The organism is Nonomuraea sp. NPDC049607, assembly GCF_040675375.1.
Classification (GTDB): Bacteria; Actinomycetota; Actinomycetes; order Streptosporangiales; family Streptosporangiaceae; genus Nonomuraea.
In genome coordinates, this window is record NZ_JBFAOV010000023.1 from 96034 (window position 1) to 119050 (window position 23017).

At 74.1% G+C, this 23017-nt stretch carries 16 protein-coding genes; 6 read left to right on the forward strand and 10 right to left on the reverse strand.

The window, feature by feature from the left end; all coding sequences use genetic code 11:
• The first annotated feature begins 117 nt into the window (after positions 1–117).
• The 4 genes from AB0J97_RS35005 (at position 118) to AB0J97_RS35020 (ending at position 5083) form a co-directional block, all read left to right on the forward strand.
• Positions 118–1239, forward strand: coding sequence for a M20 family metallopeptidase (locus tag AB0J97_RS35005; protein WP_364096826.1), 1122 nt, complete (start codon positions 118–120; stop codon positions 1237–1239).
• A 96-nt stretch (positions 1240–1335) separates the two neighbouring features.
• Positions 1336–2223, forward strand: coding sequence for a GNAT family N-acetyltransferase (locus AB0J97_RS35010; RefSeq protein ID WP_364096829.1), 888 nt, complete (start codon positions 1336–1338; stop codon positions 2221–2223).
• Positions 2220–3329 carry an o-succinylbenzoate synthase gene (gene menC / locus AB0J97_RS35015; protein ID WP_357710672.1) on the forward strand — a complete coding sequence of 370 codons (1110 nt, stop codon included), beginning with the start codon at positions 2220–2222 and terminating at the stop codon, positions 3327–3329. The genes AB0J97_RS35010 and menC overlap by 4 nt, the downstream gene beginning before the upstream one ends.
• 89 nt (positions 3330–3418) lie before the next feature.
• Entirely contained in the window at positions 3419–5083 is a 1665-nt protein-coding gene (locus AB0J97_RS35020; protein WP_364096833.1) for a helix-turn-helix domain-containing protein, read from the forward strand.
• Here AB0J97_RS35020 and AB0J97_RS35025 read toward each other — a convergent pair.
• From AB0J97_RS35025 to AB0J97_RS35055, 7 genes are all read right to left on the reverse strand, one after another.
• Complete coding sequence (locus AB0J97_RS35025) at positions 5061–7142, reverse strand: prolyl oligopeptidase family serine peptidase (RefSeq protein ID WP_364096836.1); 2082 nt, start codon at positions 7140–7142, stop codon at positions 5061–5063. The genes AB0J97_RS35020 and AB0J97_RS35025 overlap by 23 nt on opposite strands.
• Complete coding sequence (locus AB0J97_RS35030) at positions 7139–8410, reverse strand: erythromycin esterase family protein (protein ID WP_364096839.1); 1272 nt, start codon at positions 8408–8410, stop codon at positions 7139–7141. The genes AB0J97_RS35025 and AB0J97_RS35030 overlap by 4 nt, the downstream gene beginning before the upstream one ends.
• Positions 8407–10269: an ABC transporter substrate-binding protein gene (locus AB0J97_RS35035; protein ID WP_364096843.1), complete on the reverse strand. Its 1863-nt coding sequence runs from the start codon at positions 10267–10269 to the stop codon at positions 8407–8409. Before AB0J97_RS35035 ends, AB0J97_RS35030 begins: the two co-directional genes overlap by 4 nt.
• Before the next feature lie 76 nt (positions 10270–10345).
• A complete protein-coding gene (locus AB0J97_RS35040; RefSeq protein WP_364096846.1) occupies positions 10346–11233 on the reverse strand; it encodes an ABC transporter permease in 888 nt (295 codons plus the stop codon).
• Positions 11230–12180 (reverse strand): ABC transporter permease, encoded by a 951-nt coding sequence (locus AB0J97_RS35045; RefSeq protein WP_364096849.1) that lies wholly within the window; start codon positions 12178–12180, stop codon positions 11230–11232. Before AB0J97_RS35045 ends, AB0J97_RS35040 begins: the two co-directional genes overlap by 4 nt.
• Positions 12177–14234: an ABC transporter ATP-binding protein gene (locus AB0J97_RS35050; RefSeq protein ID WP_364096852.1), complete on the reverse strand. Its 2058-nt coding sequence runs from the start codon at positions 14232–14234 to the stop codon at positions 12177–12179. Before AB0J97_RS35050 ends, AB0J97_RS35045 begins: the two co-directional genes overlap by 4 nt.
• Before the next feature lie 160 nt (positions 14235–14394).
• A complete protein-coding gene (locus AB0J97_RS35055) occupies positions 14395–15783 on the reverse strand; it encodes a serine hydrolase (RefSeq protein WP_364096855.1) in 1389 nt (462 codons plus the stop codon).
• Positions 15784–16005: 222 nt separating this feature from the next.
• On the opposite strand from AB0J97_RS35055, the gene AB0J97_RS35060 reads away from it, so the two are divergent.
• Positions 16006–17853, forward strand: coding sequence for a S8 family serine peptidase (locus tag AB0J97_RS35060; RefSeq protein ID WP_364096858.1), 1848 nt, complete (start codon positions 16006–16008; stop codon positions 17851–17853).
• A 99-nt stretch (positions 17854–17952) separates the two neighbouring features.
• On the opposite strand, the gene AB0J97_RS35065 is transcribed toward AB0J97_RS35060, so the two are convergent.
• Together AB0J97_RS35065 and AB0J97_RS35070 are read right to left on the reverse strand one after the other, a co-directional pair.
• Positions 17953–19101, reverse strand: a complete 1149-nt coding sequence (locus AB0J97_RS35065; RefSeq protein WP_364096861.1) for an NAD(P)/FAD-dependent oxidoreductase — start codon at positions 19099–19101, stop codon at positions 17953–17955.
• A 197-nt stretch (positions 19102–19298) separates the two neighbouring features.
• Positions 19299–19886: a TetR/AcrR family transcriptional regulator gene (locus AB0J97_RS35070; protein WP_364096864.1), complete on the reverse strand. Its 588-nt coding sequence runs from the start codon at positions 19884–19886 to the stop codon at positions 19299–19301.
• Positions 19887–20005: 119 nt separating this feature from the next.
• On the opposite strand from AB0J97_RS35070, the gene AB0J97_RS35075 reads away from it, so the two are divergent.
• Positions 20006–20575, forward strand: coding sequence for a TIGR03086 family metal-binding protein (locus tag AB0J97_RS35075; protein WP_364096867.1), 570 nt, complete (start codon positions 20006–20008; stop codon positions 20573–20575).
• Positions 20576–20609: 34 nt separating this feature from the next.
• Here AB0J97_RS35075 and AB0J97_RS35080 read toward each other — a convergent pair whose 3' ends face one another.
• Positions 20610–22979 carry a family 20 glycosylhydrolase gene (locus AB0J97_RS35080; RefSeq protein WP_364096870.1) on the reverse strand — a complete coding sequence of 790 codons (2370 nt, stop codon included), beginning with the start codon at positions 22977–22979 and terminating at the stop codon, positions 20610–20612.
• Positions 22980–23017 lie beyond the last annotated feature (38 nt).

Here is a 23017-nt window from a genome sequence, read left to right on the forward strand (position 1 = left end):
TCGGGGGGCGGTCGTCGGCGGGGCCCAACGGGGCGGGCCGATGTTGGCCGGTGCGACAGGCCCGTCCGCGTCGTGGTTCACGATGATGGGCGGTCCGTCCGACCGGAGGCTGCCATCATGACACCACGCCGTACCACGTCCGACCGGGCCCGCGAGGCCGCGATGATCGACGACATCGAGCGGCTCGTACGCTGCGAGTCCCCGTCGGGCGACCTGGCCGCGGTCGCCCGCAGCGCCACGACCGTCGCCGACGTCGGCGCCGCCCGCCTGGGGGCCGCGGCCGAGCGCGTCGTCATCGGCGGGCGCACCCACCTGCGCTGGCGGTTCGGCGGCGAGCCGCGGGTGCTGCTGCTCGGCCACCACGACACGGTGTGGCCGGTCGGCTCGCTGGAGCGGCACCCGTTCGAGGTGCGCGACGGCGTGCTGCGCGGGCCGGGGTGCTTCGACATGAAGGCGGGGCTGGTGATGGCCTTCCACGCGCTGGCCGCGCTGGACGACCTGGACGGCGTGACCCTGCTCGTCACCGGCGACGAGGAGCCCGGCTCCCCCACCTCGCGGGAGCTGGTCGAGGAGGAGGCGCGCGGGTGCGCGGCGGCGCTGGTGCTGGAGGCCGCCGGGCCGGGCGGGGCGCTGAAGACCGAGCGCAAGGGCGTCTCCCGGTACGAGGTGCTGGTGCGGGGCCGGGCCGCGCACGCCGGGCTGGATCCCGAACGCGGCGTGAACGCGACGGTCGAGGTGACCCACCAGATCACGGCCGTGGCGGCGCTGGCCGATCCCGCGCTGGGCACGACCGTCACCCCGACCCGCCTGGAGTCGGGCACCACGGTGAACACCGTGCCGGCGCGGGCCCGGTTCGACGTGGACGTACGGGTCAGGGACGCCGCCGAGCAGGACCGGGTGGACGCGGCGATGCGGGGGCTGCGGCCGGTGCTGCCCGGCGCGGGCGTCACGGTCGGCGGCGGGCCGAACCGGCCGCCGCTCCCGGCGTCGGCGTCGAAGGACCTGTTCGAGCGGGCGTGCCGGCTCGCCGAGGCCCTCGGGATCGGGCCGCCGGCCTCGGTCGCCGTCGGCGGGGCCTCCGACGGCAACTTCACCGCCGGGGCCGGCACACCCACCCTGGACGGCCTGGGCGCGGTCGGCGGCGGCGCCCACGCCGACGACGAACACGTGCTGGTCGCCGAACTGCCGGGCCGCACCCGCCTGCTGACCGCCCTGGTCGCCGATCTGCTGACCGCGTAGCGGTGACCCCCCCTTGTCCGGCCGGACGAATCCGGCGCCGCCGCCCGGTGCTCGCCGACCAGCTACGGGACGAGAGCGGCTGCGACCATGACCGGCGTGACTGATCTCATCCGCGACCGTCGCGACTCCCGGCCCGTCGAGGCCGCGTGCGCCGCGGCGCAGGCCGCCGCCGACGGCGCGGGCATCGACATCCGCCCCCTGGACAGCGTCGGCGAGCTGGAAGCCGTCCGCCGCCTGTACGAGCACATCTGGCGCACCGGCGAGAACAACCCGCCGGTGACGGCCGACCTGCTGCGCGCGATGTCGAAGGCGGGCAGCTACGTGAGCGGCGCGTTCGACGGCGGCCGGCTGGTGGGCGCCTGCTTCGGCTTCTTCTCCCCGCCGGCCCGCGCCGCCCTGCACAGTCACATCGCCGGCGTGCTGGCGGGCATGCAGGGCCGCAACGTCGGCTTCGCGCTGAAGCTGCACCAGCGCGCCTGGGCGATGCGGCGCGGCGTCGGCGAGATCTGCTGGACCTACGACCCCCTGGTACGCCGCAACGCCTACTTCAACCTGGCCAAGCTGGGCGCCACCCCGTCCGAGTACCTGCCGAACTTCTACGGCCCCATGGACGACGACATCAACCGCGCCGACGACACCGACCGCGTCCTGGTCAGCTGGCGACTGGAGACGCCCGCCGTCGAGGCGGCCTGCGCGGGCCGTCCGGCCCGGACGGACGCGGCGGCGGCCCGGACGGCGGGCGCGGCCGTGGCGCTGGAGGCGTCCGCGGCGGGCGGGCCGCTGACCCGGTACGCCGGCACGCCCACCGTCCTGGTCGGCGTGCCCGGCGACGTCGAGGCGATGCGCGAGAGCGACCCGGCCCGCGCCGCCGACTGGCGCAGGGCGCTGCGGGACGTGCTGGGCGAGCTGCTCGACGGGGGCGCCCGGGTGCGCGGCTTCGACCGTACAGGCTGGTACATCGTGGACAGGCAGGAGACGGAATGAAGATCACCGCAGTCGAGGTCCGCACGGTGGAGATGCCGCTCGTGACGCCGTTCCGCACGTCGTTCGGCACCGAGACGGTACGGCAGGCGGTGCTGGTGCGCGTCGTCACCGACGAGGCCGAGGGCTGGGGCGAGTGCGGCGCGGGCACGGCCCCCCTGTACTCCTCGGAGTACACCCACGCCGCGGCCGACGTGCTGACCCGCTTCCTGGTCCCGGCGCTGGGCGGCGTGGCGGACCTGGACGCGCACAAAGTCGCCCCGGCGCTGGCCGCGTTCAAGGGGCACCGGATGGCCAAGGCCGCGCTGGAGACCGCCGTCCTCGACGCCGACCTGCGCGCCCGCGGCGTCCCGCTGGCCCACGCGCTCGGGGCGGTGCGCGACAGCGTGCCGTGCGGGGTGTCGGTGGGCATCACCGGGTCGATCCCGGCGCTGCTCGACGCCGTCGCCGAATACCTGGACGCGGGCTACCTGCGGATCAAGCTGAAGATCGAACCGGGCTGGGACGTCGAGCCGGTCCGGGCCGTGCGCGAGCGGTTCGGCGACGTCCCGCTCCAGGTGGACGCCAACACCGCGTACGGGCGCGGCGACCTGCGGCACCTGGCCGGGCTGGACCCGTTCGGCCTGCTGCTGATCGAGCAGCCGTTCGCGCAGGACGACCTGATCGGGCACGCCCGGCTGGCCGAGCGCATCACGACGCCGATCTGCCTGGACGAGTCGATCGTCTCGGCCCGCGCCGCCGCCGACGCGATCGCGCTCGGGGCCTGCCAGGTGGTGAACATCAAGCCGGGCCGGGTCGGCGGCCATCTGGAGGCCAGGCGGATCCACGACGTCTGCGCCGCGCACGACGTCCCGGTGTGGTGCGGCGGCATGCTGGAGACCGGCGTGGGGCGGGCCGCCAACGTGGCGCTCGCCGCGCTGCCCGGGTTCCTGCTGCCGGGCGACACCTCGGCGTCCGACCGCTACTACCGGACCGACCTGACGCCGCCGTTCCGCCTGGTGGACGGGCACCTCGCGGTGCCGACCGGCCCGGGGATCGGCGTCGCCCCCATCCCGGAGGTCCTGGAGGAGGTCACCGTCGCGAAGACCTGGGTGCCGATGCCGTCCTGACCGGTTCGTCCGTTTCGACGGATCAGCCGGTAGCATTTCGTCATGCCGGACGAACGACGTGCCACCGGGGCGGCGCTAGCTTCGGGAGCGTGCTCGTCCCCATGACCGGCCTCCCGCGTGCCAGCCTGGGCCGCGTCCTGGAGGAACTCGGTACCACCCTGCTCCACGTCGTCTGCGGCGACGCCGCGCTCGGCCAGGACATCGGCGGCGTCGTCATCCACGACCCGCTCGACGAACCCGAGCTGCCCGCAAACGCCCTGGTCCTCGGCGTCGGCCTGCACGACCCGGCCGACGTCGAGCGGGTCGTGACCCGGCTCGGCCGGCACGGCGCCGCCGCGCTGGTGGTCCGCGCGCCCGTCGTCGCCGACGAACGGCTCGTCGCGGCGGCGGCCCGGGCGGGCGTGACCGTGCTGGCCTTCGCCCGCGGCGCGTCCTGGACGCATCTGGCGGGCATGCTGCGCGAGCTGACGTCCGAGGGGGGCCGGCTCGACCCCGACGCGCACGCCTCGGGACCGATCCGGTCCGGCGACCTGTTCGCCGTCGCCAACGCCATCGCCGCGCTGCTCGACGCGCCGGTCACCATCGAGGACCGCAACTCGCGGCTGCTGGCCTTCTCCAGCCGCCAGGAGGACACCGACACCTCCCGCGTGCGCACGATCCTGGGCCGCCAGGTCCCCGAGCAGTACACCCGCATCCTGGAGGAACGCGGCGTGTTCCAGGCGATCTACCGCAGCGACCGGCCCGTCTTCGTGGCCCCCCTGCCCGACCCCGGCGGAACGCTCCAACCGCCCGCGCTGCCCCGGACGGCGATCGCGGTGCGCGCCGGCGACGAGATCCTCGGCACGATCTGGGTCATCGTCCCCGGGCCGCTGGGTGAGGAGCGCAGCCAGGCGCTCTACGAGGCGTCCAAGCTGGTCGCGATGCACATGGTGTGGCAGCGCGCCGACGCCGACATGGAACGGCGGCTGCGGGCCGAGCTGCTGGGCACCGCGCTGGAGAGCGGGCCCGGCTCCCTGGAGGCCGCGCGCCGCCTCGGCCTGAAGGACGAGCCGGCGGTCGTCCTGGCGCTCACCGTCGTGGGCCCGGCGGGCGAGAGCCCGCTGCCCGCGCAGCTCGCCGCCGAGCGCAGGCGGCTGGCCGACGCCTTCGCCATGCACCTGTCCGCCGTACACCCGCGGGCCGCCGCCGCGCTGGTCGGCGACGTCGCCTACGGCATCCTGCCGCTGCCGCAGAACCGGCAGGACGCCGAGGAGCGCGCGGTCCTGGTGGCCACCGAGTTCCTGGCCCGGGTCGGCTCCCGCCTGCGCCCGCTGGTCGGCGTCGGGCGGCTGGCCGGGGACGGCTCGGCGCTGGCCCGCTCACGTTCGGGCGCGGACCGGGCGCTGCGCGTGCTGCGGTCGGGCGTCGGCGGCCGGCAGGCGGCCCGCCTGGACGACGTGCACGTGGACGCGCTGCTGCTGGAGCTGGCCGACCTCGTGCCGCGCGGCGACGTGCCCAGCGGGGCGATCGCCCGGATCGTCGCCTACGACAAGGAGCACCAGACGAGCCTGGTCGAGACGCTGGGCGCCTGGCTCGACGCCTTCGGCGACGTCTCGGTGGCCGCCGCCGCGATGTTCGTGCATCCCAACACGTTCCGCTACCGGCTGCGGCGCGCCGCCGAGGTCGGCCGCCTCGACCTCAGCTCCCCGGACGCGCGCCTGTCGGCCATGCTGCAACTGCGCCTGATGTCGATCAGGTCGGCCCCGGACGACTGACCCCGCCGCCGCGCAGGCCGAGCGTCCCGATGAGGAAGGCCAGCCACTCGGCGTCCTGCGCGACCGCAACGTCGTGAGGGGTGGCCGCGCCGTGCCCGGCGTCGTCGAAGACGTGCAGCAGGATCGGCTCGTCCCCCTGCTGGGCCGCCTGGAGGCGGGCGGCGAACTTGCGCGCGTGCCAGGGCCGGCAGCGCGGGTCGGCCGCCCCCGCCTGGATGTAGACCGCGGGGAAGACGCCGGGGCGCACCAGCTCGTACGGCGACATCCGCAGCAGCCGCCGGACCTGCTCGGGGTCGTCCGGGTCGGCCCACGCCTTGCGGATGACGAAGTCGAGGTACGGGTCGCGGACGCCGCCGATCAGGTCCAGCAACGGCGCCCGCGGCAGGACGGCCCGCCACAGCTCGGGCCGGGTGGTGACGGCGATCCCGCACATGAGCCCGCCGTCGGAGCCACCGGTCAGCGCGAGCCGGTCGGCGGCGCTCACCCCGTCCGCGATCAGGTGCTCGGCGACCGCCACGAGGTCGGAGTCGCGGACGTGCCGCCGTTCCCGGTGCGCGGCCAGGTACCAGTCCCCGCCGAACTCGCCGCCCCCGCGCAGGTACGCCTGCACCAGCACGCCCCCGGCGGCGACGAACGCGGCCAGGTCGGGCTGGTACTGGGGAAGCAGGGGCACGTTGGCCGCCCCGTACGCCGAGACGAGCGTCGGCGCGGGCCGCGCCGGGTCCAGGCCCGCCGGGCGAACCACGTGGTACGGCACCGCGACCCCGTCGGCCGCCACCGCCTGCCCGGCCGTCACCTCGGCGTCGAGGACGACCGCCGGGGCCGACAGGGTCTCCGGCGCGCTCTCGCCGGGGCGGTGCCGGTAGACGCCCCAGGAGCTGGTCAGGGTGGAGAAGGCGAAGACGAAGTCGGCCGCGGGGACGCCGGTGGCCAGGGCGGTCAGCGCGAAGAAGGGGGCGGCGAGCGCGCCCCGGCCGGGCAGGGGCACCTCCCCGGCGACGCGGCCCGCGCGGTCGATGATCCGGACGCGGGCGAACGTCCGGTCGAACTCGCTGAGGTACAGGTGCTCGCCGACCGGTGTGAGGGAGCGCAGCACGGTGTCGCCCTCGGGGACCAGCTCGGCCCATCCCGAGGGGTCGTCCGGGTCGGCGGCGTCGAGCGGGATGGCGACGACCCGTCCGCGCGGCGCGCCGACGTCGGTGACGGCCACGTAGCGGTCGCCGACGATGTGGCCGGCGACCGTGCCGGCGCAGCGGGTGACGAAGGGACGCCAGGCCGCGCCGGGCTCGGACAGGTCGCGGACCGCGCACGGGATCGGACTGCCCACCCGGTGCGCGGCCACCGCCCACCTGCCGTCCGGCGAGTACTGGACGAGCGTGTACTCGCGCGAGCCCGCCGGGACCGGGACCGGCTCCACGACGGTCTCCCCCGGCGTCCCGAGCCGGTGGGAGAAGACCGCCTGCCGGAACTCCTCGGGCGGGCCGGTGAGCGCGAAGAAGGTGAAGCCGCCGCTGTCGGGCGTCCAGGAGACGCCGCCGGCCCAGGCGCTGTGCAGGAGCTGACCGGGCGCGTCGAGCAGCCGGCCGGTGTCCACCTCGACGAGCCGGACGGTGTTGTGCTCGCTGCCGTCGACGCACACGCCGAGGGCCAGGACGCGGCCGTCCGGGGAGGGCGCCAGCCAGGACAGCACCGCCGGGCCCTCCTGGCCGCCGAACCCGGCCAGGTCGGCCACCGTCCGCCCGGGGCCGTAGGGCCGGTCGGCGACGACCACGGCGGACGCCGTCCCACCCGGCGGGGTGACCGGGCGGAACCAGCGGCCGGCCGCGTACCTGGGCAGGATGGGACGGGAGCCGCTGTCGTAGGCCCGGATCAGGTCCCGGACGGCGGCCGGGTCCTGGCCGTCGTGGGCGACGGCGGCGGCCAGGTCGGCCTGCCGCCGCTGCCACCGCCGCACCTCGGGCGTCTCCTCCTCCAGCCACCGGTACGGATCGGGCACGCGGACGCCCGCGACGTCCTCGACGACCTCGACGGTGCGCGCGGGCGGGTAGGGAAGAGTCACGGTGCCTCCGACGGTCGGGAACGGACGGGCTGCTGTGGTGGAGAGGCGGGCTGTTCCGGAGGAGCGGGCGCGGCGGCCGGCGGGGCGGCGGCGAACTCGGCCCGGAGCCGTTCGAACGCGCCGGGGACCCGGGTGACCCGGCGGACGTGGACGAGGGCGTCGTAGGCGGCCGGGAAGTCGTCCACGGGGTCGAGGCCGCCGCTCGCGAGCGTGCCGTCGATCCCGTCGAACAGCTCGGCCGGCGCGCGGCGCAGGTCGACCACGGTCACCGGCGGCCCGAGACGGTCCAGCGACGCCTCGACGCAGTTCGGCGGCAGAGTCGTCCGGGTCTGCAGCGAGACGTCGCAGTCGAACGGGCGCGCGGAGCGCTGCGTGAAACGGACCTCCGGGCCGCGGCCGTAGGTGGCGCCGACGACGACCAGGCCGGTTCCCAGGGACTCGGCGAGCAGGCCGCCCAGCGTCGGCCGGCCGTGGAAGGGCGAGCGCCGGACGTGGGAGTTGTGCGCGCTGACGACGATCCGCTCCTCCCGTTCGAGCACCCATTCCACGGTCTCGGCCATGAACCGGTCCCGGGGCCAGGGCGCGTCCGGCCGCACGTCGCCCTCGGCCTCGTCGGCGAACGCCTGGAGGGAGGCCGCGCACCGGCGCAGCACCGGGTCGTCCAGCAGGAGCGCGCGCCCGGCCAGCTCGCGCAGCCCCGCCAGGAGCCGGGCGCGACCGGCGGCGGGCATGGCCGCGTACCGGACCGCCGCCTCGGTACGGCCGCCCAGGTCGCTCAGGAGCAGCAGCTCCTCGTCGCCCGGCCCGGCCGGCATGCGGTCCAGGCACACGCGCACCGCCGGGCCGGGCGAGGTGGACGAGCCGGGCAGGTCCATGCCGTAGAAGGAGACCTTCGCCGGGCCGCCGGAGTTGCGGCGCCGCATCCAGCGCAGGTGCCGGCGCACCGGCTCGCACTCGCCGAACCGGTAGGTGATGCCGTCGCGGGCGACCGCCGCGGCCTCCCCCGGCCCGCCGTGGACCCAGGCGTCCACGGTCAGGCCCTCGGCGAAGCCGGACTCCATCACGAACGCCGAGAACCCCAGCTCGCGCACGAGGACGCGGAACAGCCGGTCCTTGAGTCGGTGGAACTCGGTGACGTTGTGCGCCCCCTCGCCGACGGCCACCACCCTGGCGTCGCCGACCAGCTCGCGCAGCGTACGGTCGTCCGCGAGGGAGGCGGCGGCCGGGTCGAGGTGGCGCAGCGGCCGGGCGAAGGCGTCCTGGATCATGCGTGGTAGTACCAGAGCTCGGGCGTGTACAGGTAGCTGAGCAGGGCGCGGAACGACGACTGCGGGCCGGACAGCGTGTCCTTCCACACCACCAGGGTGTGCGGGGTCGGGAAGAACAGCACGGGAAGCTCCTCGGCGATCCTGGTCACCTCGGCCGACAGGGCCTTGGCGTCGGCCCCGAAGGTCGAGGCGTCGATGAGCCGGTCCACCTCGTCGTCGCGGTAGCTGCCCAGGTTGAAGCTGCCCTTGGCGTTGAACACCGTGTTGCTGCTGGGGTAGCCGGCCGCCAGGTAGAGCGGACCGTAGTCCTGCATCGCCCATTCGTTCTTGGTGGCGGGGGCGAAGGTGTTGCCGTAGTTGGCGTACATGTAGGTGAGGGACTTGGTGACGATCTTGACCTCGATGCCGAGCTTCTTGGCCGCCGAGGCGAAGGCGACGTCCCGGGCGCCGACGTAGGCGGGGGTGTTCGCCGAGGCCAGGGTGAAGCTGATCTTCTGGCCGCGCGGGATGCCGGCGCCGCACTCGCCCGTCCCGGTGCCGGGCCGCACGCAGGTGGTGGAGCCGTTCGGGACCACCTGCCAGCCGTTGTCGGTGAGCAGCTTGGCCGCCGCCGCCGGGTCGTGCGGGTACGGCGGCGCGTCCCCGAACGCCGGCGGGTACGGCGAGCCGCTGCCCGCCGTGCTGTAGTTGGGCGAGCCGGCGCCGTTGTAGATGCCCCGGCCGGCGATGTAGCCCGGCTGGTCGATCAGGCGCTGGAACGCCTGCCGGACGTACGGCTGGGCGATGATCTTGTCGAAGCCGTTCGCCGTGTTGCCGAAGTTGATGGTCAGCGAGTCGAACCGGGCGGGCGCGGGCGCGCCGTAGACGTTGAACCCCTTGGCCTTCAGCGCGCCGATCTGGGTGATGAAGCTGGAGTCCAGCGTGCCGACGGTCAGGTTGCCCGCCTTGAACTGGTTGAGCACCGCGGCGGCCGAGGTGAAGGCCTTGAAGTCGACCTGGTCCAGCCGCGACTCACCCGGCCCGCTGTAGGACTCGTTCGGCGCCAGCGAGAACGAGCCGGTCGTCGGGTCGAAGCTCTTGAGCCGGAACGGGCCGTTGACCACCTGCCACAGCGGGTTCGTGGCGAACGTGGACTGCGACTCCGACTCCTTCGTCAGGTACTTGTAGATCGCCTTGGCGTTCTTCGGCTCGGTGTAGTCGAGGTGCGGTCCGCCGGCGCGGTCGATGTCCCACGCCTTGGACGGCATCACGTACAGCAGCGTCAGCATCGACATCAGGTACGACGGGTTGTAGGCCGTCTCCAGGTCGAGGGTCAGTGTGCCGGGCGCGGCGGCCTTGGCGGTGACCCCGTCGGGGAACTGGCCCGGGGTGTAGAAGCTCCAGTTGGCCGGGCTCTCCGCGAGCGCCGCCTTGAGCAGCGTCAGGGAGAACACGACGTCATCGGCGGTGACCGGGGTGCCGTCGGACCACTTGTAGTCCTTCATCCTGATGGTCACGGTCTTGCGGTCGGGGCTGTAGTCGGGCGGCTCGGCCAGGCTCAGCTCGGCGTCGGCCACCTGGTCGCCCTCGCCGCTGGGCCGGTAGAGGGAGCGCCACATCAGGCCGCGGGCGATGACGGTCCCGTTGGCGGCGGCCGGCGGGTAGGGGTAGATGTAGTTCGGGCTGAGGCCGGGGGTCAGCGCGACCGTGACCGTGCCGCCGTCCTTGGGCTTGCCCGACTGCGCCGGCTGGCTGGCGTAGCCGGCGGCGGCGTCCTTGGCGGCGCCTCCGCCGCCGGTGCACGCTGTGGCCAGCACCGCCACCGCGGCGGCGAGCGCCACCGCCAGGCGTGCTCGCGGCTTTCCGGACACGTGCGTCATTGCGGGCTCCTACATGTGGGGGTGGAGAAGAGCGAAGGGGCCGTAGGGGCCGCGGCCTCGCGGGGGACGAAACGCATCAGTCGGCCCGCCGCCCGACGGCGTCGCGCAGGGCGTCGGCGAGCAGGTTGAGCGCCAGCACGGTCAGGATGATGCAGCCCCCGACCGGGTAGATCAGCCACCAGTAGTCGGCCGAGATGTAGGCGACGCCGCCGGCGAGCTGGCTGCCCCAGTCCTCGGTCGGGTACGTCAGGCCGAACCCAAGGAAGCCCAGCGCCGCCACGACGAGGATCGCGTCGGCGACCTGGAACGTGATGTTGACGATGATCACGCCGAGCGCGTTCGGGATCAGGTGGGTGAGGATGAGCCGCCGGCGGGAGGCGCCCATCACCCGCGCGGCCAGCACGAACTCCCGCACCCGCAGCGTCAGCACCTCGCCGCGGACCAGCCGGGCGGAGACCAGCCAGGAGAACCCGCCGATGACCAGGCTCAGCGACAGGGCGTCGGCGTGGAAGCGGGCCGACAGGATCAGCACGAAGAACAGGAACGGCACCGACAGCATGACGTCGACCAGCCGCATCAGGAAGCCGTCCACCACGCCTCCGGCCAGCCCGGCGACCGCGCCGTACAGGGTGCCGATCGCGGTGGCGAACAGGGCGGCGAGCAGGCCGATCTGGAGCGACAGGCGGCCGCCGGCCATCAGCCGGCCGAGCACGTCGAAGCCGTTGGCGTCCGTGCCGAGCGGATGCCCGGGGCCGGGGGGCAGGGCGGCGTTGACCAGGTCCACGTCGATCTGGTTGGTGCGGTAGATCAGCGGGCCCAGGAAGCAGAACCCGGCGATCAGCAGCAGGAGCAGGCCGCCGGCCAGGCCGAGCGGGCTGCGCCGGAGCCCGCGCAGCACCGGGAGCCGGCGCCGCGCGGAGGGTGTCTCGGCCTCGGGCCGCGCGTCCACGTTCTGGGTGGTCATTTGCTCAGCTCGATTCGGCGGTCGGCGGCGGCGACCACGAGGTCGGCGACGAAGTTGCCGGCCACGGTCAGGACGCCGCCGACGAGGGTGTAGGCGAGCAGCACCGGATAGTCCTCGCGTTGCAGGCTGTTGAGGAACAGCAGGCCGAGGCCGGGATAGTTGAACAGCGACTCGACGATCAGGTTGCCCGCCAGCAGCGTGGGGATCAGCGTGCCGACCAGCGTGACCAGCGGCAGGCAGGCGTTGCGCAGCAGGTGGCGGAGCAGGACCAGCCGCTCCGGCAGGCCCTTGGCGCGCGCCACCCTGATGTAGTCCAGACCGAGCTGGTCCAGCGCCGAGGAGCGCTGGTACTGCGCGAACACCGCCACGCTGGCCGCGGCGAGCGTGATGACCGGCAGCGCCATGGCCCGCGGATCGGTGAAGACGACCCACGGCGAGTGCGACTGGGACGCCTCGGCCGGGAAGAACGGGAGCGCCTGGCTGAACACGGCGATCAGGATCAGCCCGAGCAGGAACGACGGCGTCGCGTAGAGCACGTACGAGGCGGCCGTGAGGAGCCGGTCGGCGACGCTGTTGCGCCTGACCGCCTGGAGCACGCCGAGCGGCACGGCGATCACCAGCGCCAGCGCCAGCCCGGCCGCCGACAGCATCGCGCTGCGGCCGGCGTTCTGCCCGAGCAGGGTCGCCACGTTCTCGTTCAGCTTGTACGACCTGCCCAGGTCGCCGTGGGCCAGCTGGCCCAGGTAACTGACGTACTGGGCGAGGACCGGGCGGTCGAACCCGTGCTGCCGGTTGAAGTCGACGACCGCCTCGGGCGAGGCGCGCTGCCCGAGGACGACCCGGCCGGGGCTGTCGGAGACGAGGTGCAGCAGCAGGAAGACCACCGCGGAGATCCCGAGCAGGACGACGACCGAGATCGCCAGCCGCCGGACGACGTACCAGGTCATGACCGGGAGGCTCCCTTCAGCGAGGTGGCCGCGGGTTCGAGCGGCTGGAGCGGGTGGTGGCAGGCGACCTGGTGGGTGCCGGTGACCTGCCGTGGGAGGGGTTCGGCCTGCGCGCACACGTCGTCGGCCAGGGCGCAGCGGGTGCGGAAGCGGCAGCCGCTGGGCGGGTCGATCGGGCTCGGCAGCTCGCCGCGTACGCGGGCGCCGCGCGGCTGCGGGGCCTCGGGGTCCGCGTCGGGGACGGCGGCGAGCAGGCCGGCGGTGTAGGGGTGGGCGGGAGCGCCGTACACCTCTTCGGTGGTACCGGTCTCGACCAGTTTGCCCAGGTACATGACGCCGACCCGGTCGGCCAGGTAGCGCACGACGGCCAGGTCGTGCGAGATCACCACGCTGCTGAGGCCGCGCTCGATCTGGATGCCGCGCATGAGGTTGAGCACCTGGGAGCGGATGGAGACGTCGAGGGCGCTGACCGGCTCGTCGGCGACCAGCACCGCCGGGTCGAGGGCCAGGGCGCGGGCCAGGTTCACCCGCTGCCGCTGCCCGCCGGACAGCTCGTGGGGGTAGCGGTCCATGACGCTGCCGGGCAGCCCGACGTCCCGCAGCAGCTCGCGGGCGCGGGCCGTGCGGTGGGCGCGGTCGCCCGAGCCCTGGATCGCCATCGGCTCGCGCAGGATCGTGCCGATGCGCATGCGGGGGTCGAGGGCGGCGCCGGAGTCCTGGAACATCATCTGCAGCCGGCCGCGGCGCGGCCCGAGCGCCCGCGCGCTCATCCGGCTGACCGGCTCGCCGTCGAAGATCACTTCGCCGGAGGTGGGCCGGTCGAGGGCGACGAGCATCCTGCCGAGGGTGGACTTCCCGCAGCCCGACTCGCCGACCAGCCCGAACGTCTCCCCCGCCGCCACCTCGAAGCTGACGCCCGAGACCGCCTTCAGGGTGCGGCGCCCGCCGAACAGGCCCCTGCCGCCGACCGGGTACTCGCGCCTGAGGTCGACGACGCGCAACCGCGGGTCCTCCGCCCGCCCCTGCGACCCCGCCGGGCGGGTGACGAACCGGGCCTGGACCCGCTCGGCCGGTCCGGAGGCCGGGTGGTGGCAGGCGTGGACGTGCCCGCCGTCCTCCGCCGAGGGGGCCGGACGCTCCTCGCGGCACCGGTCGGTGGCGGCGTCGCAGCGCGGCGCGAACGGGCAGCCGGGCCCGGCCGCGGTCAGGTCGGGCGGCGCGCCGGGGATGCTGAACAGCCGCTCGTCCCTGTCGTGGGTGAGCGAGGGGATCGAGGACAGCAGCGCGTGCGTGTAGCGGTGCCGGGTCCGGCCGAAGAGCACGGGGGTGGGGGCGGTCTCGGCCAGGCGGCCGGCGTACATGACGCCGACGCGGTCGGCGTGCCGGGCGATGACGCCCATGTCGTGGGTGATGAGGATCATCGACATGCCGAGCCGGGAGCGCAGGTCGTCCAGGAGGTCGAGGATCTCGGCCTGGATGGTGACGTCCAGGGCCGTGGTCGGCTCGTCGGCGATGACGACCCGCGGCTCGCACGCCAGCGCCATCGCGATCATCACGCGCTGCCGCATGCCGCCCGAGAGCTGGTGCGGGTAGTCGTCCATGCGCTCGGCCGGGCGGGGCAGGCCGACCAGGGCGAGCACCTCGGCGGCGCGTTCGCGGGCGGCCCGCCTGGAGGCGCCCTGGTGCAGCCGTACCGGCTCGGCGACCTGTTCGCCGACGCGCCGGGTCGGGTTCAGCGCGGTCAGCGAGTCCTGGAACACCATCGCGATCTCGTTGCCGCGCAGCGCCCGGTAGCGCGCGGCGGGCAGGCCGACCAGCTCCTCGCCGCCGAAGTCGATCGAGCCGCCGGTCACCCGGCCGCCGGCCGGCAGCATGCCCATGATCGCGAGACCGGTCATGGACTTGCCGGACCCGGTCTCGCCGACGATCCCCAGGGTCTCGCCGCGGTTCAGCGCCAGACTGACGTCCGAGACCGGGCGGACGACCCTGTCGCCGCGCCGGATCTCGACCGACAGGTCCCGGATCGCCAGCACGCGATCGCTCTCCAAATCCATCCGACGATAGTGGGACCCGCGCCCCCGGCGGTGTTCGTCGCGGTCATCGAACGTTGGGGACCGGGTTCGTCCGGGCGTACCAACTGATCGGCGGGTGGCGGGCATGGGAAGGGCCCGCCCGGCGCGGGTGGCGCGGGCAGGCCCTTCCGGTTCGGGTGGTTCAGGCGGACGCGCGGCGGTCGGCGCGGCCGTCGTGCAGGTACAGGGCGCGGCCGGTGCCGTCGTCGCCGAGGAAGGCGATCGGCGCGTGCACGCCGCGCTCGGGTTCGAGCGGGAGCACGACGTCCCCGCGCCAGGCGGCCAGCTCGGTGCGGTACGGCACCTCGTCCAGCTCGGCGGTGATCCCGACGGGCGTCCGCCGCAGCCACAGCCGCCCGGTCTCGTCGAGGCTCACCTCGGTCTCGCAGGTGCTCGACGTGTACGTGCCGACATAGCGGGCGGCGTCGGCGGGCGGCACGGAGACCGCGCGGGGCGCCGGGGGCGCGGGCAGCCCGACCCCGCCCAGCTCGTCCAGCACGCGCCCGGCGATCTCGGCGAACACCGGCCGCGACCGGCCGCCGTTGGCGACGATCACCACGGCGACGTCGCGGCCCGGCACGACGCGCAGGCACGCCGACTGGCCGACGGTGCTGCCGTCATGGCCGAAGACCGTGCCGCCGGGCAGATCGAACAGCTCCCACCCCAGGCCCCAGGCCGTGCCCTGGCCGATGTCGGGCAGCGTGACCTGCGGCCGGCGCATCGCCCTGACGCTCTCCGCGCTCAGCAGGCGGACGCCGTCCGGGCCGGTGCCGCCGGCCAGGTGCATGCGGGCGAAGGCCAGCAGGTCGCGCGGGCGCATCGCCAGCATCGACCCGGCGGGCGCGTTCGAGCGGGCCAGCGCCCACACCGGGGTCGGCTCGTACGGGCCGTCCGGCGTGCGCTGGACGTGTCCCACCGCCGTACGGTGGACGATCGCCTCGTAGGGGTCGTTGGCGGCGTGGGTCATGCCGAGGGGCGTGAACAGGTGGTCCCGCAGGCACGCGTCGAACGGCTTGCCCCGGACGACCTCGATGATCCGGCCCAGCACGCAGTAGCCGGCGTTGTTGTAGGAGAACATCTCGCCGGGCTCGAACAGCTGCGGCACCTCGTGCAGGGCGTCCAGGAAGCGTTCGACGCAGTCGTCGCCCTTGCCGGTGTCGGTGAAGACGTCCCCCTCGAAGCCGGAGACGTGGCACATGAGCTGCCGGGTGGTGATCCGCCGCGCGGCCCGCTCGTCGCCGATCCGGAACTCCGGGAGGTGGGCGCGCACGGGCGCGTCGAGGTCGAGCCGCCCCTCGTCGGCCAGTTGCATGGCCAGCGTCGCGGTCAGCACCTTGGTGATCGAGCCGATCTGGAACAGGGAGCCGGTGGTGGCCTCGACGCCCGTGGCCGTGCTCAGCGTCCCGGCCGCGACCTCGACCGTCTCCCCGTCCGCGGCGACCGCCACGGCGGCCCCGGGCACCTCGTTCTCGGCGAGCAGCCCCGCCAGCCGGTGACGCAGCCACGCACCGATCTCCTCCAGCTCCGGCACCGGTGTCCCCCCTGGCTCGACTCCGCCCGACCCTAGAGCCGACGGGAACAACCCGGTTCGTCCACTGCCACTATGCCTGGCCCGATTCTTCGTCGGAACGACCCAGACCGATGTGATCTATGACAGATATTTCAGTATTGCCTGACTCACTGTCATATGCGATGTTCCGCTCACAAGCCGCATGAGCACAGCTCATGTCACCCCCGGAGAAAGGCGTTTTCCATGCGTCGAATCTCAACCCTGTTAGCCCTGGCCTCCGGCGTCTGCCTGGCACTGTCCGGCTGGGCCACCGCCGCCGAGGCCAACTCCCCGGCCGCCGCCGACCAGCAGCGCTACATCGTCCAGCTCTCGGGCGTGTCGCGCGCGCAGGTGGCGAACGAGGCGCAGCAGCAGGTCACGGCGCACAAGGGCGTACTGGTGGGAACCTACCGGTACGCCTTCCACGGCTACACGGCCCTTCTCACCCCCGACGAGGCCGCCAAGCTGAAGAGCGAGCCCGGCGTGCTCACCGTCGAGCCCGACCAGGAGGTGCACGCCTTCGCGCAGACCGTACCCAGCGGCATCAAGCGCATCTACGCCGACCAGAACATCAACCTCGACATCGACGGCACCGACGACGCCCGCGTGGACGTGGACGCGGCGGTCGTGGACACCGGCGTCGACCTCGACCACCCCGACCTGAACGTGGTGGCCAGCACCAACTGCACCAGCGGCGTCTGCTCGGGCACCGGCGACGACGACAACGGGCACGGCAGCCACGTGGCCGGCACGATCGGCGCCATCGACAACGCGATCGGCGCGGTCGGCGTCGCCCCCGGCGCCCGCATCCACGCCGTCAAGGTGCTCAACTCGGCGGGCTCCGGCACGCTGGCCGGCATCGCCGCGGGCCTCGACTGGGTCGTGGCCAGGGCGAGCACGATCGAGGTCATCAACCTGAGCCTCGGCTGCCAGGGCTGCAGCAGCTCCGCGATCAGCAACGCGATCACGAACGCCACCAACGCGGGCATCGTCGTCGTCGTGGCCGCGGGCAACAGCACGGCCGACGCCTCCGGCTTCTTCCCGGCCAACCACCCCGACGTCGTCACCGTCTCGGCCGTGACCGACTTCGACGGCCAGCCCGGCGGCCTCGTCGGGACGATCACCGTGCCGTGCCGCACCGACGGCGCCACCGACACCGACGACACGCTCGCCTGGTACTCCAACTACGGCACCACCGTCGAGGTCGCGGCCCCGGGCACCTGCATCTACTCCACGTGGATGAACGGCGGCTACAACACCATCAGCGGCACCTCCATGGCCAGCCCGCACGTCGCGGGCGCGGCGGCCGTGCTGACCAGCGGCGCGAACAAGCCCACCACCCGGGCCGGGGCGCTGGCCGTACGGGACAAGCTCAAGAACACCGGCAACCTGAACTGGACCGACGACGCCACCGACGGGGTCAAGGAGCCCCTGCTCGACGTGCACGACTCCAGCCAGTACCCGCCGACGACCGGTGGCAACCAGCCTCCGGTGGCGAGCTTCACCCAGTCGTGCGACAACACCACGCGGGCGTGCTCGTTCAACGGCTCCGGCTCCAGCGACCCGGACGGGACCGTCGCCTCCTACGCGTGGAGCTTCGGCGACGGCGCCACCGGCAGCGGCGCGACCGTGTCGCACACCTACGCCGCCGCGGGCACGTACAACGTGACCCTCACCGTGACCGACAACGGCGGGGCCACGAACGCCACCAGCAAGAGCATCACGGTCGGGACCACGCCCGGGAACTGCACCGGCTACCAGACGCCGTTCTCCGGCAACCTGACCAGCGGGCAGAACGTGTACTACCCGAACAGCTCCGGGTACACGGCCGCCGCCGGGACGCAGCGCGCGTGCCTCGACGGGCCCGCCGGCGTGGACTTCGACCTGTACCTGCAGAAGCAGGGCATCCTCGGCTGGACCACGGTGGCCAGCAGCACCAGCAGCGGGCCCGACGAGACCCTGACCTACAACGGGACGGCGGGCACCTACCGCGTCCGCGTGTACGCGTACAGCGGATCCGGCGCCTACACGGGCGGCTACACCAAGCCGTAGCCGTTCGATCTCCGCGACCCCGTGCCTCCGCACGGGGTCGCCCCCCGTTCCCGCCCCCGTTGCCGCTCCCGTTCCCGCTCCCGGCGCGCCACTTCGCGGTCACTCGCGCGCGGCCGTTCTCGCCGTGAACCGGGGCTCGATCTCGGGGAAGGACCCGTCGCCGAACAGGATCCGCGCCGCCAGCGCGCGGCCGGCGCGGCTGCGCAGGGCGGCCACCGCCGCCTCCGCCGCGAGCGGCGACCGGATGCCCGCGAACACCCGCCGCAGCAGCAACCGCCCACGGAACCGGGCCCGCAGCGCGGCCCCGTCGTACTGCCTGAGCACCCCTTGATCGCCGGTGCGCAGATACTCGGCGATCACCGCCGCGGCCGGCTCGGACATCCGCAGGCAGGGGTCCAGCCCGCCGGCCGTCAGCGGCGACACCGCGCCCGCCGCGTCCCCGACCAGCAGCCCGGCCGGGCAGGCCAGCCGCCGCAGCACGCCTCCGACCGGGATCGGGCCGCCCCGCCGCTCGACCGGCCCGGTGGGCGGCGCGTCGCGGCCGGGCGCGCCGGCGGCGAAGGCGTCCAGCAGACGCCGGACGCCGGCCCGCATCGCCCCCGGTTCCCCGGCGACGCCCACGTGCGCGTGCCGCCCGTCGTCCACCACCCATCCGAGGTAACCCGGAGCCACCCGGGGGTCCAGCACGCAGTGGAACACCGGGACCGCCGGGCCCGGCGCGACCGGATGGACGATCTCCGCGCCGACGAGGAAGCGCCGGTTGACGTCCAGGCCGAGATCACGGGCCACCCGCGACCGCGCACCGTCCGCCCCCACCACGAACCTGGCCCTCACCTCGCGCACCCCCTGCCCCGAGGCTTCCAGGCGGACGAGGCCCGCCGACGTGCCCGCGTACCGCGTGCCCAGCAGGACCCGTGCCCCGGCCGACTCGGCCGCGCGGCGGGCGTGCTCGTGGACGGCCGCCATGTCGGCCACCCGGAACTCGTCCCTGTCGCTGGTGAGGTGGATCGGCGAGCGCCGCGACGGCGGGTGCAGCAGCACGTCCCGGACGCCGGGCCCGAGGAGGTGGTCCGGCAGGTCGAAGTCGTCGAGCGTGCGGCGGACGAAGATCCCGGTGGTGCGGATGCCGGCCGACAGCGACCTGCGGCGGTCGACGACCATGACGTCCAGCCCTCGCAGGGCGAGCAGCCGGGCCGTGCTCAACCCGGCAAGCCCGGCACCCACCACCAGAACATCCACTGTCCTCATATTTCGGGACGTTAGGCGGGTTCCCCCTCCCGTAGGGCGGTCTGCACGGTACCCGCCCCCGACCTTCACACCCCCGCCACAAGTCCGAGGCCCGTCGGTGCACCGCGCCCACGACCGCCTCGCCCTCGCCGGTCGCCGCCGGCCGGGGGAAGCAGTGCCTCCACCGCGCGGTGCCGTGCTCGGCCTCGTCGACACGGTCAAGGACCGTACGCCGTGCGTGCGAGCAGGCGATCGGCCAGGCCGTCGACGTACTCGGGGGTCAGCGGGGCGGCTCCGAACAGGACGCGGAGGTACATCGGGGCCAGGATGTGGTCGACCACGTCGAGGACCTCCGGAGGGTGCTCGCCCCGGTCGCGGGCCCGGTCGAGCATGACCTGGAGCTGGCGGGAACGCTCGGCGAGGAACGCCGCGCGGGCCCGCAGGCCGTCGTCGCCCGCCGACGACAGGGCGATGACCAGGCGCAGCAGGGCCAGGCCGTCGGGGCCGGTGACGTCCCTGGCCACGTTGGCCGCGTAGGCGCGCAGGTCGCCGTCCAGGCTGCCGGTGTCGGGGACGGGCGAGGTGGTGGTGAGCCAGGTGATCGCGACGTCGATGGTCAGGGCCTCGATCGTGCCCCAGCGCCGGTAGACGCTGGTGTCGGCCACGCCCGCGCGCGCCGCGACGTCGCCGACGGTGTAGTTGCCGTAGCCGCGTTCGGCGATCAGGTCGGTGACGGCCTGGTGCACCGCGGCGCGGACCCGGGCGCTGCGCCCGCCGGGACGCCTGGCGGGCTGTCGCTCTTCCATGCCCTCACCTTAACGCAGCCATGACTTGCGTTTGCGGCTTCTCGCGCCCTAGAGTCCTCGCCGTAAACGCAGCCACATCCTGCTTTAGCAGTGGGACGAGGCACCTGAAGGAGAGCACGATGACCTCCGTGATCGAGCAGATCGACCGCGCCCTCGACATGACCGGCGTCATCGTCGCGGGCCTCACCGGCGACCGGCTCGCCGCCCCCGCCCTCTGCCCGGCCTGGGACGTGCGGACCGAGCTGAACCACCTGGTCGGCGGCATGCGCATCTTCGCCGCCGAGCTCACCGGCACCGACGCCGGCGCGGCACACGAGGACGACTGGCTCGGCGGCGACCCGCGGGCGGCCTTCGCCCTCGCCGCCCGCCTCGACCGCGACGCCTGGCACCGCCCCGGCGCCCTGGACGGGACGGTCCGCCTGGGCTTCGGCGAGCTGCCCGCGCGGATGGCCGCGCTCGTGCACCTCACCGAAGTGCTCGTCCACGGCGCCGACCTTGCCCTGGCCACCGGTCAGGAGACGCTCGTGGACGACGACGCGTGCGGCGAACTGCTCACGGTCATGCTCGCCATGGATTTCGGCGCCTTCCGGCGGCCCGGCATGTTCGGCCCCGAAGTCCCGGCCGACCCCGGCGACCCCGACCACCGCCGCCTCCTGGCCTTCACCGGCCGCCGGCTCCCGTCCCGCTGAAGGCCGGACGGGAGCCGATCGACCAGGGCGCGGGTCAGTCCTTCACGGTGACCGTCAGAGCACCCTGCACCGGCGCGAGACCGCTCGGGCGCACGGTCAAGGTGCCGCTGTACGTGCCGGGCCCGGCGAACGACCGGTCCGACCGGGCCGTGAAGGCGTCGTTGACCCGCATGTCCGGGATGCTCGCCACCCGTGGCGTGGTCAGCGCGACCTCCTCCGTCACCCCGTCGCTCCAGGCGATCGACGCCTTGAGCCCGTCCGCGGCGTGGCCCGGCGCGGTGACCGTCCAGGTGGCCCCCGCCGGACGTCCGGCACGGACGGTGACGGGCCGGCCGAGGACCTGCAGCCGCCACGGGACGTCGGCGGTGGGGAAGAAGTTGGTCCCCGCGACCGTCAGCCGGCCGCCGACCGCCGACAACCTGGTGCTGAATCCGGCGTAGTCACGCTGGTCCTGCGGGGTCCAGCCGACCTCGGCCGTCGCGATCAGGCGCGGGAAGGAGTAGTACTGCGCCTGGCCGAGCCGCCTGATGAACTCGCCCCACATCGCCGACTCCACGCCCAGCACGGACGACTCGGCGACGCCGGGCACGTACGTGCCGGGGTCCCAGTTGTAGTGGCGGTCCAGCCCGCAGACCCCGCCGCACGCCCACGTGCCGCCCTGCGGCTGACGGGGGTCCTGCTTCTGCGGGACGTACGTGTTGGCCGCCGGGGACAGGATCGCCTTGGCCCCGCGCTCGTTGACCGCCTTGGCGACGGCGGCCAGGTTGCCGTTCCAGAACTGCACGACGGCATCGCCCTGGGGCAGGGCGGTTCCGGCGTACTCGTTCCAGCCGACGACGGTCTTGCCGAGGCCCTTCACCGCGGCGGTGAACGCGTCCACCATCTTGACGTAGTCGGCGTGCGGGGTGACGTGCGCCTCGTCCCCGCCGATGTGCAGGTACGGGCCCGGCGTCATCGCGGCGATCTCGGCGAGCACGTGCCGGGCGAACTCGTAGGTGACGGGGGCGGCGGCGTCCAGCGAGGAGTAGCCGACCGCGCCGGTGCCGTTGTGCGGGACGGTGGTCTCCCCCGGCTGGAGCCGCGGCTGCGCGCCCGCCGTGTTGAGCTGCGGGACGGAGTGCAGCGCCGAGTTGACGTGACCGGGCAGGTCGATCTCGGGGATGACGGTCATGCCGTTCTCGCCCGCGTACCGCACGATCTCGGTGTAGTCGGCCTTGGTGTAGAAGCCGGTGATGCCCGGTTCGGTGCCCCGGTCGGTCATCGCGGTGGCGCCGCCGACCCGGGTGAGCAGGCCGTAGTCGATGCCCGAGGGGTTGGTGGCCGGGTCGCCGACGGCGATGCGCCACCCCTGGTCGTCGGTGAGGTGCAGGTGCAGCCGGTTGATCTTGAACTGGGCGGCGGCGTCGATCGCGGACTTCACCTCCGCCACCGGGTAGAAGCTGCGCGCGACGTCGAGCATCATGCCCCGGTGCGCGAAGCGCGGGTAGTCGGTGATCGTCACCGCGGGCGCCGTCCACGAGGCGGGCACGACGGAGTCGGACTCGACCCACTGCGGGAAGAGCTGGCGCAGCGTCTGGACGCCGTTGAGCGCGCCGGCGGCCGTGCTCGCGGTCAGGGCGATCCGGCCGGGGGCGACGGTGAGCCGGTAGCCCTCGTCCTCGTGCCCGGCCGGGCCCTTGCCGGGGCCGACCTCGACGACGATCGGCGCGGGGCCGTCCCCTGCGGCGACGACCGGCAGGCGGTAGCCGGTGGCCGGGCGCAGCGCCCTGGCCAGGTATTCGGCGGGCGCCCGCGCGTCCTGCCCGGCCGCGACGACCCTGGTGTTCCTGTGCAGCGTGTACGGCGTCCCGCCCTGCTCCTGGAGCGCCACCGGCTTCGGCAGCAGGCCCAGGACGGGCCGGGGCGGCGCGGGCGGCCGGTCCCAGATCTCGAACTCCGAGATCGAGTAGCCGAAGGCGGCCCAGCGCTTCCTGCCCTGCATCCGGACATAGGACACCGGGGTCTGCGAGGCCACGTCGATGACGTCGGTGCGCGGACAGGTGTCGCGTTGCAGCGAGGCCACGTCGGTCCAGGTCACGCCGTCGGCGGAGGTCTGCAGGACGAAGTCGCGGGCACAGGCGTTCGGCCAGCGCAACGTCACGTGGTCGACCTTGGCCGGCGCGTCCAGGCGTACCTGGACCCAGTTGTCGTCGGCGTACTTGGAGGACCAGCGGGTGGCGGTGTCGCCGTCGTTGACGTGCGCGGCGGCGAAGTCGGCGCGGTCCAGTTCGACGCTGGAGGCGGTAGCGGTGCCCGCGAGGGCCAGGTTGACGGGCTCGTCGGCGGCGTAGGCGCTCGGAGCGGGCCCAAGAGCCGGGACCACGAGCGCTGCCGCGAGCGCGGCGGTCAGGAGATGTCGACGCATCGGACTCCTTCGGGAGGCGGGGGATATCGCAAAGTGTG

Bases quoted from the DNA above. Each gene is read 5' to 3' on its own strand.
- AB0J97_RS35005 (WP_364096826.1), top strand. From the start codon at position 118: ATGACACCACGCCGTACCACGTCCGACCGGGCCCGCGAGGCCGCGATG.
- menC (WP_357710672.1), top strand. From the start codon at position 2,220: ATGAAGATCACCGCAGTCGAGGTCCGCACGGTGGAGATGCCGCTCGTG.
- AB0J97_RS35030 (WP_364096839.1), bottom strand. From the start codon at position 8,410: ATGATCCAGGACGCCTTCGCCCGGCCGCTGCGCCACCTCGACCCGGCC.
- AB0J97_RS35035 (WP_364096843.1), bottom strand. From the start codon at position 10,269: ATGACGCACGTGTCCGGAAAGCCGCGAGCACGCCTGGCGGTGGCGCTC.
- AB0J97_RS35040 (WP_364096846.1), bottom strand. From the start codon at position 11,233: ATGACCACCCAGAACGTGGACGCGCGGCCCGAGGCCGAGACACCCTCC.
- AB0J97_RS35045 (WP_364096849.1), bottom strand. From the start codon at position 12,180: ATGACCTGGTACGTCGTCCGGCGGCTGGCGATCTCGGTCGTCGTCCTG.
- AB0J97_RS35050 (WP_364096852.1), bottom strand. From the start codon at position 14,234: ATGGATTTGGAGAGCGATCGCGTGCTGGCGATCCGGGACCTGTCGGTC.
- AB0J97_RS35060 (WP_364096858.1), top strand. From the start codon at position 16,006: ATGCGTCGAATCTCAACCCTGTTAGCCCTGGCCTCCGGCGTCTGCCTG.
- AB0J97_RS35065 (WP_364096861.1), bottom strand. From the start codon at position 19,101: ATGAGGACAGTGGATGTTCTGGTGGTGGGTGCCGGGCTTGCCGGGTTG.
- AB0J97_RS35070 (WP_364096864.1), bottom strand. From the start codon at position 19,886: ATGGAAGAGCGACAGCCCGCCAGGCGTCCCGGCGGGCGCAGCGCCCGG.
- AB0J97_RS35075 (WP_364096867.1), top strand. From the start codon at position 20,006: ATGACCTCCGTGATCGAGCAGATCGACCGCGCCCTCGACATGACCGGC.
- AB0J97_RS35080 (WP_364096870.1), bottom strand. From the start codon at position 22,979: ATGCGTCGACATCTCCTGACCGCCGCGCTCGCGGCAGCGCTCGTGGTC.